This is a genomic window from Bacteroides sp. OM08-11, assembly GCF_003438665.1.
In the GTDB taxonomy this organism is placed as follows: domain Bacteria; phylum Bacteroidota; class Bacteroidia; order Bacteroidales; family Bacteroidaceae; genus Bacteroides; species Bacteroides cutis.
The window spans coordinates 346,302-358,827 of record NZ_QSTJ01000001.1 but is presented as its reverse complement, the minus strand read 5'-3'; the positions used below and the strand labels follow the sequence as shown (position 1 = coordinate 358,827).

The following is a 12,526-nucleotide window of genomic DNA, read 5'->3' as shown; positions in this document are numbered from 1 at the left end:
ATCTTCCTTCAATGAACTGGCCGCAACTTATGACCGGTTTATTCTTCTTTCTTCTTAAATTCCCTTCTTTTTCTTTCCGGATAAGACTCTCCTGACCTCGGTTCTCTTTCTTTACTGAACTCACGTCTTTCTCTGGACTTGAATTCTTTTCTATCCCCCTCTTTGAATTCCCTTCGTTCACGCGGACGAAATTCCCGCTTTTCGCTATCTCTGAATTCTCTAGGTTTACGGTCACCATTGAATTCTTTACGTTCTCCGTTAAATCTTTCTCTGGGTCTGAATTCCCTTCGTTCTCCCGGAGCAGGTCTGAAGTCTCTTTGTTCCCCTGAAGCCGAAGTTCTGTATTCTTTACGTTCTCTGCTTAGTTCGTCACCTCCTTCACGAAATTCTTTGTATTTACCGTCAAAGATTTCATATTGGCGGAATTCACACTCCAAGGCACCGTTGAACAAAGGAACTTTATTGGTCGCTTTTAAACCGATTTGGTCGAAACATTCTTCACGATACGAGAGTATCCATGCAGTGTTACCGGTGAAAGCATGTTTCAACCGTTCACCAATCATGGAGTACAACCCCAGTAAATCGTTTGTCGAAATTCGTTCTCCATATGGGGGATTGGTGATGATGATAGACTTTTCTTTAGGTTGTTCAAACTGTTGGAAAGGTTGTAACTTTAAAATTACATCCTTTGAAACGCCTGCAGCTTTGATATTGCGGGTTGCAATCTCATTGGCCTGCGGATTGTTGTCATAACCATATATCTTATGCTTGAACTCACGTTCCTGACTGTCGTCGTTGTAGATATTATCGAACAACTCTTGGTCAAAATCCACCCATTTTTCAAAAGCGAACTCTTTGCGGAATACTCCCGGTGCAATGTTACGGGCAATTAAAGCCGCTTCGATGGGGATGGTTCCCGAACCGCACATCGGATCTATCAAGTCGCATTCACCGTTCCAGCCACTCATCAAAATCATTCCGGCAGCCAATACTTCGTTCAGAGGAGCTTCCACTGCTTCTTGACGATAACCGCGTCGATGTAGCGACTCACCCGATGAATCAAGAGAAAGCGTACATTTGGTTTCTGCGATATGGATATTCAATAACACGTCCGGCTTGTTGATACGTACATTGGGGCGGTCACCTGACTTTTCGCGGAAATAGTCGACAATCGCATCTTTCACTTTATAAGAAACGAATTTGGAATGGCGGAACTCTTCGCTGAACACTACGGCATCTACAGCAAAAGTTTTATCGGTATCCAGATAATCTTCCCAGTGGATAGCTTTTATTTGTTCATAAACCTCATCGGCATTTTTGGCTGTGAAGTGTTTTATCGGTTTCAGGATACGAATAGCAGTGCGGAGACAGAAATTCGCCTTGTACATCATTTCCTTATCACCGCTGAAAGACACCATGCGGCGTCCTATTTCAATGTCATTAGCTCCCAGTGAGGTAAGTTCTTTAGCCAGTACTTCTTCCAGTCCCTGAAAGGTTTTGGCAATCATTTCAAATGGTTGTTCGCTCATCTAAATTGTTTATGATTTATGTTTTTATTATTTTTTTGCCTTCGTTTGTACAATTCTCGCTCCGGCAGGTACATCTTCTGTGACCCAGATGTTACCACCTACGGTAGCGTCACGTCCGATAATGATACGTCCCAATATGGTAGCGTTGGAATAAACAATGACATTGTCTTCCAGTATCGGATGGCGGGGAATACCTTTGATAGGTTTACCGTCCTCGTCCAGGGGAAAACTTTTGGCACCGAGGGTTACTCCTTGGTACAGCTTGACATGATTTCCGATGACACAAGTCTCACCGATTACTACACCCGTACCGTGGTCTATTGTAAAATGACTGCCAATTTCAGCTCCCGGATGAATGTCGATTCCCGTTTCGCTATGTGCCATTTCGGTAATGATGCGAGGAATAAGAGGTACGCCCAGCATCAGCAGTTCATGTGCGATACGGTAATTGCTGATGGCACGGATGGCGGGATAGCAACTGATGACTTCGCCGAATGAGTGTGCGGCGGGGTCGCCGTTGTAGGCAGCTTCCACATCAGTGGCGAGTATGCGGCGCATCGCAGGGAGGTGGCTAATAAACTTGGCGGATAGTGAAGCAGCGTCTTCACGTTGTTTTTCGGTACAGCAGCTACATTCATCATCGCTACCAAAACAGAGTCCGGCAAGGATTTGCTCGGTCAGCAAGTCGAACAAACGTTCTACATTGACACCGATGTGATAAGTGACTGTACGGCTGTTGACCGTTGAGTTTCCGAAGTAACCGGGAAAGATGATGGCACGTGCCAATTCGATGATGTCATACAAAGCTTTAGCCGAAGGCAATGGATTGCCGTCCGTATGCTGGTGAAACAGTCCTTTGTAAGATTCGCTTTCCGATAGCTCATCGACTGCCTGTGTCAAAATGTGGGTAAAGTTGAGTGGACTCATTATGATATCCTTTATAATAAAGTGGCAACAAAGGTACAAAGTATTCGCCAAATTTCCTACACATCCCCTATTTATAGTAAGCAATTACCATATTTATGGTATTTGGAATGAACTAATTCTGTACTACTTTTGTATCATAAAATAAAAAGGTATGAAAAGAATTGCACAACGTCTTACCGATCTGGTAGGTAATACTCCTTTATTGGAGCTGAATAATTACAGTAAACAACAAGGGCTGAAGGCCAGAGTGATAGCTAAACTGGAATCTTTTAATCCCGCAAGCAGTGTGAAAGACCGTGTAGCTCTTGCCATGGTAGAGGATGCTGAAAAAAGCGGATTGTTGCAACCCGGTGCCACTCTCATCGAACCTACGAGTGGCAATACCGGAGTGGGACTTGCTTTTGTGGCAGCCGCCAAAGGATATAAATTAATATTGACCATGCCCGATACCATGAGCGTAGAGCGTCGCAACCTGCTGAAAGCTCTTGGTGCCCAACTGGTTCTGACTCCGGGTGCGGATGGCATGAAAGGTGCGATAGCACGTGCCGAGGAACTGAAAGCCGTTACTCCCGGCTCTTTGATACTGCAACAATTTGACAATCCGGCTAATCCAGCCGTCCATGAGCGCACTACCGGACAGGAAATATGGTATGATACCGATGGAGAAGTTGATATCTTTGTTGCCGGTGTAGGTACGGGTGGTACGGTGAGTGGAGTAGGTACCGCCTTGAAAAAACACAATCCGGCAATAAAAGTGGTAGCTGTAGAACCGGAAGATTCTCCCGTTCTATCCGGTGGGAAGCCCGGTCCTCATAAAATACAAGGCATTGGTGCCGGATTTATTCCGAGAAACTATAACAGCGCAGTGGTAGATGAGGTTTTGCAGGTATCAAATGATGATGCTATTCGTATGGGGCGGGAGTTGGCGAAATTTGAAGGCCTGCTTGTCGGTATTTCTTCAGGTGCGGCTGTTGCCGCTGCTTCCCGATTGGCAAAACAGCCAGAGAATGAAGGGAAAACTATTGTTGTTCTGCTTCCCGATACGGGTGAACGATATCTTTCCACTTTGCTGTATGCTTTTGAGGAATATCCGTTGTAATCATCCCGATGGAACGAGCTAATACGAAAACAGCACCTTGCAAATTAGTATATGCAAGGTGCTGTTAAGATATAAATAGTGGCTAGATTTCACTAGGACGCAGCCCGAACGATCTGCATGTCATATTGTCGATTTTCACCTCCCATAGTTTCACATTTCGTATGGCAGGTTCGGCATAGTTACATTCATTTTCAGTATATTGTTTCATCAGCAAATCCAATATACGGCGTTTTTCTTCTCTGTCTTCTATGAAACGTACTTTGCCGCGACAGATGACACTACGTGATTTCATACTGTAACTGCACGCCACCTGTTTGTGCATATACACCAACTCATGTCCTTCACAGAAGGTGATGCAAACCTGTGGATGGCGTGTCACCATTTTCACTTTACTGCCTTCCGGTCCGGAATGTAGGTATATCACTCCGTTGTCATAGGCAAAGTTCATGGGAACTACGTATGGATTGCCCTCGCAGTCGGTGAGTCCGACCATGCAATATGGACATTTGTCAATAATCTTTTTTATTTGTGCAGGGTCTGTGATACTGATTGTCTTCATCGGTGTAATTCTATTCTATTAATGCAAAATCCAGTTGTTTCTTCTCCAGATTGGCACGGGCCACTTTGATGGTGATAGTGTCTCCCAAACTGTATGCGCGTTTTTTACGACGTCCACGCAGGCAGTAATTCTTCTCGTCGAATTCGTAGTAATCATCGTCGAGGTCCCGGATGGGAATCATGCCTTCGCACTTGTTCTCATTCAACTCTACATAAAGTCCCCATTCCGTAACCCCTGAAATTACTCCATCGTAGGTTTGTCCCAGACGTTCCGTCATGTATTCCACCTGTTTGTACTTGATGGAAGCACGTTCCGCATTGGCAGCAACCTGTTCCATACTGCTGGAATGTTCACAAAGGGCCTCATATTTCTGTTCTGAAACGCTTCGTCCACCCTGGTCGATATATTTTGTCAGCAGACGATGTACCATCATATCCGGAAAACGGCGGATGGGTGAAGTGAAATGTGTGTAATAATCGAATGCCAATCCATAGTGACCGATGTTGTGCACCGAATAACGGGCTTTCTGCATGGCACGTATGGACACGGTTTCAATGAGATTTTCTTCTTTTTTGCCTTGAATATCATCCAATAGATGGTTGATGGACTTGGAAACATCCGTCTTGGTTCCACTGGTGCGCAGTTTATAACCAAAGCGGGCGATGAACTGTGCCAAGTTATCCAGTTTTTCCGGATCCGGAAGGTCGTGGATGCGGTAAGGAAATACTTTCGGTTTCTTGTTCTTCGGCACACGTCCTATTTTCTCGGCTACGGTGCGGTTGGCAAGCAACATGAATTCCTCCACTAGCTTATTGGCATCCTTTGACATCTTGAAATAGACGTTGATGGGTTTGCCCTTTTCATCAATTTCGAACTTCACTTCATAGCGGTCGAAGTTGATGGCACCGGCTTTGAAACGATTTTCACGTAGCAATTTGGCAAGTTTGTCCAGCTCGAGGATTTCTTCCTTGAAATCACCTTTTCCGGTTTCTATTATCTCTTGCGCTTCTTCATACGTGAAGCGGCGATCAGACTTAATGACTGTATGAACGATACGTGAATTTTTCACCTCTCCCTTTTCCGTCATGTTAAAGATGACAGAATAAGCCAGTTTCTCTTCATCAGGACGTAGCGAACAGATAAAGTTACACAGTCGTTCGGGCAACATCGGAATAGTCCGGTCTACCAGGTAAACAGATGTGGCACGCTTTTCGGCTTCTTTATCGATGATGCCACCTTCCTTTACGTAATGGGTTACGTCGGCAATGTGCACACCTACTTCCCACAAACCTTCTTTCAGCTTACGGATGGACAATGCGTCATCAAAGTCTTTGGCATCTTTAGGGTCTATGGTGAAAGTCGTTACATTGCGGAAGTCCTCGCGTTTGGCATATTCTTCAGCGGGAATTTCATCAGATATCTTGTCCGCTGCCTTTTCTACCGCAGACGGATATACATACGGCAGACCATATTCAGCCAGGATAGCATGCATTTCAGTAGTGTTCTCACCCGCCTTGCCCAAGATGTCCACTACTTGCCCGATGGGATTTTTCGCTTTGTCAGGCCATTCTATTATCTTTACGATGGCTTTGTCACCAGTCTTTCCACCTTTCAGTTTTTCTTTGGGGATAAAGATGTCATTGGCGAGCGTACGATTTTCTGTGACAAGGAAAGCGTATGAACTGGCAACTTCCAGCGTACCTACAAAGGTATCATTGGCACGTTCCAGTATCTCGATTACTTCACCTTCGGCTTCGCGTCCCCGACGTTTCGCATAGAAAGCAATGCGTACTTTGTCGTTGTTCATGGCATGTGCCGAGTTGCGTTCTGCGACAAAAATTGGATCTCCGCCGCCTTCGGGGATAAAAGAATTCTTTCCGTTACTCTTGCGCTGAAAAATTCCGGTCATCTCCACTCCGTGGTTGTTCAGCTTATATTTATGTTTATCCACCTCGGTGATATAATCATCTTCCGATAGCTCGGAAAGGATATCCATACACAACATTTTCAGAGGATGTGTAGTGAGGCGCAACTGCTCAAAAATATATTTCAGGGATAGTACTTCGTCTTGTTTCGCGTGGAAAAACTCCAGTATAATCTTGACAAGCTCTTTTTTCTTCATTCGCTTGCCGGCCTTTTTTTCTTTCTTTTCTTTGTTCTTAGCCATATATATGTCGATTGGTTTTAGTTGGGAAATATTATGAGGTGATAAAGTGATAGTGGGATATTACTTTGACAGCATATTACTACTAGTTACTACTTAGAAAGACGGTTACGCAACTGCGTTATCATACTATCACATTATCATCTTACCACTTTTAACTGATCTTTCTTTGCAAAGTAAACAAAATATTGTTTTCGGTAGTTCAATCTGCCCTTAAAATCTTGCCGGTCAAATGAAAATAATTAAAGAACGGCGGTACGTAATAGATTTATGTACTATATTTGCAACGACTTAGCAAAAAATAACATGAAAAAACAAGCTTTTGACAAAGAAAACAGCACCCGGGAAAAGAGTATCTACCGAGTGACGATTGTAGGAAGCGTGGTGAATTTCTTGTTGCTTATTTTTAAGTTTTTTGCGGGTATTATGGGGCATAGTGCCGCTATGCTGGCAGATGCGGTTCACTCGTTATCTGATTTTGTTACGGATATCATCGTCATTGTTTTTGTGCGTATCTCTTCGAAACCCGAAGATGAGGGGCACGATTACGGTCATGGAAAATACGAAACGTTGGCTACTGCCATTATTGGCATTTTCCTCTTGTTTGTGGGTTTCGGGATTTTATGGAACGGAGCTTCCTCCATTTATTGTTTTCTGCGGGGAGGTTCGTTGCAAGAGCCCGGTATGTTGGCGTTGATAGCGGCGGTGGTATCCATTATCTTCAAGGAGGTACTTTACCAATATACCATATTCCAGGGGAAAAAACTGAATTCACAAGCGGTAGTTGCCAACGCTTGGCATCATCGGAGCGATGCGTTGTCGTCCATAGGTACAGCCATTGGTATCGGTGGAGCCATCCTCTTGGGCAATCGGTGGAGGGTGCTGGATCCTCTTGCGGCAGTTATCGTCAGCCTTTTCATTATGAAAGTGGCTATTCAGTTATTGGTTCCCTGTGTAGATGAATTATTGGAAAAGTCTTTGCCTGCCGATGTGGAAGACAAGATACAGGAAACGATACTTTCATTTCCCGGGGTGAGCTCTCCACATCATCTTCGTACGCGTCGCATTGGTAATTATTACGCCATTGAGGTGCATGTACGTATGGATGGGAAGATATCATTGGAAGAAGCTCACTATACGGCGACCGCCATTGAGGACAAGTTGAAAGAGCTGTTTGGTAAAAATACCCATGTCGGCATCCACTTGGAGCCTATAAAAAAGGATGATGAAAGAAATGACAATAGGATAGCGAGGTGATAAAGTATAGGGTGATAAGGAGAATGACATACCAGGTAATTTCAATTGTCGGTCGTCAAACCATAAATATGTAAACGTGTAAATGGAAACGATTTTAATCACAGGAGCCAGTGGATTTATAGGGAGTTTCATCGTCGAAGAAGCATTAAAGCGTAAATTTGGCGTATGGGCGGGTATCCGTTCGTCCAGTAGCCGGGAATATTTGAAAAATCGTAAGATACATATTCTCGAGCTCGATTTTGCACATCCCAACGAATTGCGGGCGCAACTTTCCGGCCATAAAGGAACCTATAACAAGTTCGATTATATCGTTCATTGTGCCGGAGCCACCAAATGTGTGGATAAGAGTGACTTTGACCGTGTGAACTATCTCCAGACCAAATATTTTGTGGATACACTGAGAGAGCTGAACATGATTCCCAAACAATTCATTTTCATCAGTACGTTGAGCGTTTTCGGTCCCGTGCGCGAGAAGACTTACCGTCCCATCGTGGAGTCGGATACACCTGTGCCCAATACCGCATATGGGCTAAGCAAACTGAAAGCGGAGTTTTATTTGCAAAGTATCCCGGGTTTCCCGTATGTCATCTACCGCCCTACGGGAGTTTATGGACCGCGCGAGAAAGATTATTTCCTGGTGGCGAAGTCCATCCGGCAACATACCGATTTTTCGGTTGGTTTTCGCCGGCAGGACCTGACGTTTATTTATGTCAAAGACATCGTGCAAGCGGTGTTTTTGGGAATTGACAAGAAAGTGTGCCGTCGCGCCTATTTTCTGGCGGATGGCCAAGTATATCAGAGCCGTACATTTTCGGACTTGATACGGAAAGAATTGGGCAATCCGTTTGTTATTCGCCTAAGATGCCCGTTAATTGTGCTGAAAGTAGTATCTTTGCTCGCTGAATTTTGGGCAAAGCAACGGAAGACCACCAGTACGCTCAATTCGGACAAATATAGAATAATGAAACAACGTAACTGGCAGTGTGACATTGCTCCGGCTATTGAGGAACTGGGTTTCAGTCCTGAATACGATTTGGAACGGGGAGTGAAGGAAACGATTGCATGGTATAAAGACAAAGGATGGCTTTAGATTTATTTAAAAGGGTAGAAACCCGTAAAGGGCTCTTTGCTGTTGAGAAGATTACGCTGATATATAATCTGCTGACTTCCATTTTAATTCTGTTTCTTTTTCAGGAAATGGACCATCCGGGGCAGATGCTGGCAGACCGGGTTATAATTGCCGGCATGACGTTTCTGTTGATGTATCTCTACCGGCTTGCTCCTTGCAAGTTCTCCGCTTTCGTCCGCATTGCCATCCAGATGTCGCTGCTTTCTTACTGGTATCCCGATACATTTGAGTTCAACCGTGTTTTCCCTAACCTCGACCACGTCTTTGCATCGGCAGAGCAGTGGATATTCGGCGGACAACCTGCCGTATGGTTCTGTTTGCGTTTTCCACAAATGTGGGTGAGCGAACCTTTCAACATGGGGTATTTCTCCTATTATCCGATGATTCTCCTCGTAGTAGTGTGGTATTTTCTTTATCGTTTCGAGCTTTTTGAGAAAGTGTCATTTGTCATCGTCACTGCTTTCTTCATCTATTATCTGATTTACATCTTTGTTCCGGTTGCCGGTCCGCAATTCTATTTCCCTGCCATCGGTGAAGATAAAGTGGCGCAAGGCATATTCCCAGCCATCGGCGATTATTTCCATCACCATCAGGAACTTCTTCCCGGTCCCGGATACGAGCATGGTTTTTTTTATAATCTGGTGGAAGGTTCACAACAAGTGGGTGAACGCCCCACGGCGGCCTTTCCAAGTTCGCATGTGGGCATGTCTACCATTCTGATGATTATGGCATGGCGTGGAAGTAAATGGTTGTTTGCCTGTCTGTTGCCTTTCTATTTGTTGCTTTGTGGAGCCACGGTATACATCCAGGCGCATTATCTTATTGATGCTATTGTAGGCTTCTTCTCTGCTTTTGTACTCTATATCGTGGTGACGTGGATGTTCAAGCGGTGGTTTGCACAGCCGATGTTCAAGTGACCCTATCCTCTTTTCCGGCATCTATAGATGCCTCGCGACAGATCTTAATATCCCTCGCGATAGTTCTTAATACCTGTCGCGATAGATCTATAGGTCTGTCGCAATGGAACTATAGATCCATCAGACTGCTGATTTGCAGTTTATAACATTGGCTCTATCTTGTCGAAGATACGATACAAGTCTTCTTTCGTTTCTGCCCGCAACATCGCTATCCTTGTATCCCGGAAATTAGGAATACCTTTGAAAAGCGGACTGGCAGCCAGGTGGCGGCGTACATGCAAGATACCCCTACGCTCATCCAGCAGGCTGACACTGTCTTCCACTTCTTGCCGAAGCACGTTCAACCGCCATTCCGAACTCAGCGGCGGCAGTTCCTCTCCGGTTTCCAGATAATGCTTTACTTCCTTGAAGAACCACGGGCGACCGAAGCTGGCGCGTCCTATCATGATGGCATCTACCCCATAAAGGTCGAAACACTCTTTGGCTCTTTGGGGTGTGGTGATATCACCATTACCGATGATGGGAATGTGCATGCGAGGATTTTTCTTCACTTCTCCGATGAGTGTCCAGTCCGCTTCACCGGTGTACATCTGGGCACGGGTACGGCCGTGGATGGTAAGTGCGGCAATTCCACAATCTTGTAGCTGTTCGGCAAGGTCTACGATGATTTTGTTGTTCGCATCCCAGCCCAGGCGCGTTTTCACGGTCACGGGTATCTTCACTGTATCTACCACTGCACGGGTAATCTCCAGCATTTTGGGTACGTTTTGCAGCATGCCCGCTCCGGCGCCTTTGCCTGCCACCCGCTTTACGGGACAACCGAAGTTAATATCCAATACATCAGGACGAGCCTGCTCTACGATGCGTGCGGCTTCTACCATCGTATCCGTGTCCTTTCCGTAAATCTGTATAGCTACGGGACGTTCCTTATCACTGATGTTCAGTTTTTGCTCCGTCTTACTTACGGAACGTATCAAGGCGTCGGCCGATACGAATTCGGTATATACCATGTCCGCTCCGAACTGCTTGCACATCAGCCGGAAAGCCGGGTCGGTAACGTCCTCCATCGGGGCGAGGAGAATGGGATGCTCGCCCAGGTCTATATCTTTAATCTTCATATTCTAAATGATTTCCCTGCAAAAATACGGAAAAAAGCCTACCTTTGCATACTCTAATTCAAAAAGATATGATGAAACCCTCTATTGATGATTTTGAAATCATGGCGCCCGTAGGCTCGCGCGAGTCTCTTGCCGCCGCTATTCAGGCAGGTGCGGATTCCATTTATTTCGGTATTGAGAACCTGAATATGCGTGCACGTTCGGCAAATACGTTTACTGTGGAAGACTTGCGGGAGATAGCACAGACCTGCGATGAGCACGGGATGAAGAGTTATCTCACGGTGAATACCATTATATATGACAACGATATCCCTTTGATGCGTACTATCGTGGACGCGGCAAAGGCGGCAGGTATATCGGCTGTGATTGCGGCAGATGTGGCGGTGATGAGTTATGCCCGGCAGATAGGGCAGGAAGTACACCTGTCTACGCAACTGAATATCTCTAATGTGGAAGCATTACGGTTCTATGCCCGGTTTGCCGATGTGGTGGTGCTGGCACGTGAACTAAATCTGGAACAGGTCGCTGAGATCTATCGCCATATCCGGGAAGAGAATATCTGTGGTCCTGGCGGGCGGCAGATACGCATTGAAATGTTCTGTCACGGAGCTCTTTGCATGGCTGTTTCAGGCAAATGTTACCTTTCGTTGCACGAAATGAATCACTCTGCCAATAGGGGGGCCTGCATGCAGGTGTGTCGTCGTTCTTATACCGTGCGTGATAAAGAGACAGATGTGGAACTGGATATCGATAACCAGTATATCATGTCTCCGAAAGATTTGAAAACCATTCATTTTATGAACAAGATGATGGATGCCGGTGTACGTGTTTTCAAGATTGAAGGACGTGCCCGCGGCCCCGAGTATGTACGTACGGTGGTGGAATGTTATAAAGAAGCAATCCGTTCTTATCTGGAAGATACCTTTACCGATGAGAAGATTGCCGTTTGGGATGAACGGCTGAAGACTGTTTTCAACCGTGGTTTTTGGAATGGATACTATCTGGGACAACGCTTGGGCGAATGGACGAAGAACTATGGTTCTGCCGCTACGGAACGTAAGATTTATGTTGGCAAAGGTATCCGTTATTTCTCCAATATCGGAGTAGCGGAGTTTCTGGTGGAGGCGGCCGAAGTCAGCGTAGGTGATAAACTGCTGATAACAGGTCCCACGACCGGTGCGGAATTTCTTACTCTAGACGAAGCACGTGTTGACTTGAAATCTGTGCAAACGGTGAAGAAGGGGCAACATTTCTCGATGAAGTCGGTTAAGATACGCCCTAGCGATAAGTTGTATAAGCTGGTTTCAGTAGAAGAACTGAAGAAGTTCAAGGGGTTGGATGTGGAACAGCAGCGAGGATAAAAAGGGGAGATAAGGTAGTGGAGTGATAAGGGGATAATATTATAGAGTATGGACTATATTTATGAACTGGCAATGAAGGTACGTGACTATGAGTGCGACCTGCAAGGTATTGTTAACAATGCGAACTATCAACACTATCTGGAGCACACGCGGCACGAGTTTTTGCTGAGTACGGGAGTCAGCTTTGCCGCATTGCACGAGCAAGGGGTAGATCCGGTAGTGGCGCGTATCAGCATGGCTTTCAAGACCCCATTGAAAAGTGGTGATGAGTTTGTGTCCAAGTTGTATATGAAGAAAGAAGGTATCAAATATGTCTTCTATCAAGATATTTTTCGCGCTTCCGACGGTAAAGTCTGTCTGAAAGGCATAGTCGAAACGGTATGTGTGGTAAACGGGCGTTTAAGTGACAGTGAGCTCTTCGACAGTATCTTTGCTTCTTATCTTAAGCCGGTGTAAATCTGTGATG

General features: G+C 45.4%; 11 protein-coding genes. 6 read left to right on the top strand and 5 right to left on the bottom strand.

Going from position 1 to position 12,526, the window contains the following annotated elements:
- Nucleotides 1-38: 38 nt before the first annotated feature.
- Complete coding sequence (locus DXC10_RS01395; RefSeq protein WP_117737215.1) at nt 39-1,529, bottom strand: class I SAM-dependent RNA methyltransferase; 1,491 nt, start codon at nt 1,527-1,529, stop codon at nt 39-41.
- A gap of 27 nt (nt 1,530-1,556) precedes the next feature.
- The gene (locus tag DXC10_RS01390) at nt 1,557-2,456 is read right to left on the bottom strand and encodes a serine O-acetyltransferase (protein WP_101541959.1); all 900 of its coding nucleotides are present in this window, start codon (nt 2,454-2,456) and stop codon (nt 1,557-1,559) included.
- 151 nt (nt 2,457-2,607) lie between these two features.
- Here DXC10_RS01390 and cysK point away from each other — a divergent pair, with 151 nt between their 5' ends.
- Nucleotides 2,608-3,555 (top strand): cysteine synthase A, encoded by a 948-nt coding sequence (cysK, locus tag DXC10_RS01385; protein WP_117737214.1) that lies wholly within the window; start codon nt 2,608-2,610, stop codon nt 3,553-3,555.
- 82 nt (nt 3,556-3,637) lie between these two features.
- Here the strand turns inward: cysK and DXC10_RS01380 are convergent, their stop codons facing one another.
- Nucleotides 3,638-4,114 carry a pyridoxamine 5'-phosphate oxidase family protein gene (locus tag DXC10_RS01380; protein ID WP_101541957.1) on the bottom strand — a complete coding sequence of 159 codons (477 nt, stop codon included), beginning with the start codon at nt 4,112-4,114 and terminating at the stop codon, nt 3,638-3,640.
- A gap of 10 nt (nt 4,115-4,124) precedes the next feature.
- Nucleotides 4,125-6,281, bottom strand: coding sequence for a ribonuclease R (gene rnr, locus DXC10_RS01375; protein ID WP_101541956.1), 2,157 nt, complete (start codon nt 6,279-6,281; stop codon nt 4,125-4,127).
- A 303-nt stretch (nt 6,282-6,584) separates the two neighbouring features.
- Here rnr and DXC10_RS01370 point away from each other — a divergent pair, with 303 nt between their 5' ends.
- The 3 genes from DXC10_RS01370 to DXC10_RS01360 all read left to right on the top strand — a co-directional run bounded on the left by DXC10_RS01370 (nt 6,585) and on the right by DXC10_RS01360 (nt 9,581).
- Nucleotides 6,585-7,535: a cation diffusion facilitator family transporter gene (locus tag DXC10_RS01370; protein WP_101541955.1), complete on the top strand. Its 951-nt coding sequence runs from the start codon at nt 6,585-6,587 to the stop codon at nt 7,533-7,535.
- Between the two features lie 82 nt (nt 7,536-7,617).
- On the top strand, nt 7,618-8,625 hold the full coding sequence (locus tag DXC10_RS01365) for an NAD(P)-dependent oxidoreductase (protein WP_101541954.1): 1,008 nt from the start codon (nt 7,618-7,620) through the stop codon (nt 8,623-8,625).
- Entirely contained in the window at nt 8,616-9,581 is a 966-nt protein-coding gene (locus DXC10_RS01360; protein WP_117737213.1) for a phosphatase PAP2 family protein, read from the top strand. The genes DXC10_RS01365 and DXC10_RS01360 overlap by 10 nt, the downstream gene beginning before the upstream one ends.
- A gap of 140 nt (nt 9,582-9,721) precedes the next feature.
- Here the strand turns inward: DXC10_RS01360 and dusB are convergent, their stop codons facing one another.
- Nucleotides 9,722-10,699: a tRNA dihydrouridine synthase DusB gene (dusB, locus tag DXC10_RS01355; RefSeq protein ID WP_117737212.1), complete on the bottom strand. Its 978-nt coding sequence runs from the start codon at nt 10,697-10,699 to the stop codon at nt 9,722-9,724.
- A 68-nt stretch (nt 10,700-10,767) separates the two neighbouring features.
- On the opposite strand from dusB, the gene DXC10_RS01350 reads away from it, so the two are divergent.
- Together DXC10_RS01350 and DXC10_RS01345 are read left to right on the top strand one after the other, a co-directional pair.
- On the top strand, nt 10,768-12,060 hold the full coding sequence (locus DXC10_RS01350) for a peptidase U32 family protein (protein WP_117737211.1): 1,293 nt from the start codon (nt 10,768-10,770) through the stop codon (nt 12,058-12,060).
- A 48-nt stretch (nt 12,061-12,108) separates the two neighbouring features.
- Nucleotides 12,109-12,516, top strand: coding sequence for a thioesterase family protein (locus DXC10_RS01345; RefSeq protein ID WP_101541950.1), 408 nt, complete (start codon nt 12,109-12,111; stop codon nt 12,514-12,516).
- Nucleotides 12,517-12,526 lie beyond the last annotated feature (10 nt).

Excerpts from the sequence above, each read along its gene's own strand:
- DXC10_RS01380 (WP_101541957.1), bottom strand. The coding sequence starts at position 4,114 with ATGAAGACAATCAGTATCACAGACCCTGCACAAATAAAAAAGATTATT.
- dusB (WP_117737212.1), bottom strand. The coding sequence starts at position 10,699 with ATGAAGATTAAAGATATAGACCTGGGCGAGCATCCCATTCTCCTCGCC.
- DXC10_RS01345 (WP_101541950.1), top strand. The coding sequence starts at position 12,109 with ATGGACTATATTTATGAACTGGCAATGAAGGTACGTGACTATGAGTGC.
- DXC10_RS01350 (WP_117737211.1), top strand. The coding sequence starts at position 10,768 with ATGATGAAACCCTCTATTGATGATTTTGAAATCATGGCGCCCGTAGGC.
- cysK (WP_117737214.1), top strand. The coding sequence starts at position 2,608 with ATGAAAAGAATTGCACAACGTCTTACCGATCTGGTAGGTAATACTCCT.
- rnr (WP_101541956.1), bottom strand. The coding sequence starts at position 6,281 with ATGGCTAAGAACAAAGAAAAGAAAGAAAAAAAGGCCGGCAAGCGAATG.
- DXC10_RS01395 (WP_117737215.1), bottom strand. The coding sequence starts at position 1,529 with ATGAGCGAACAACCATTTGAAATGATTGCCAAAACCTTTCAGGGACTG.
- DXC10_RS01365 (WP_101541954.1), top strand. The coding sequence starts at position 7,618 with ATGGAAACGATTTTAATCACAGGAGCCAGTGGATTTATAGGGAGTTTC.
- DXC10_RS01370 (WP_101541955.1), top strand. The coding sequence starts at position 6,585 with ATGAAAAAACAAGCTTTTGACAAAGAAAACAGCACCCGGGAAAAGAGT.
- DXC10_RS01360 (WP_117737213.1), top strand. The coding sequence starts at position 8,616 with ATGGCTTTAGATTTATTTAAAAGGGTAGAAACCCGTAAAGGGCTCTTT.
- DXC10_RS01390 (WP_101541959.1), bottom strand. The coding sequence starts at position 2,456 with ATGAGTCCACTCAACTTTACCCACATTTTGACACAGGCAGTCGATGAG.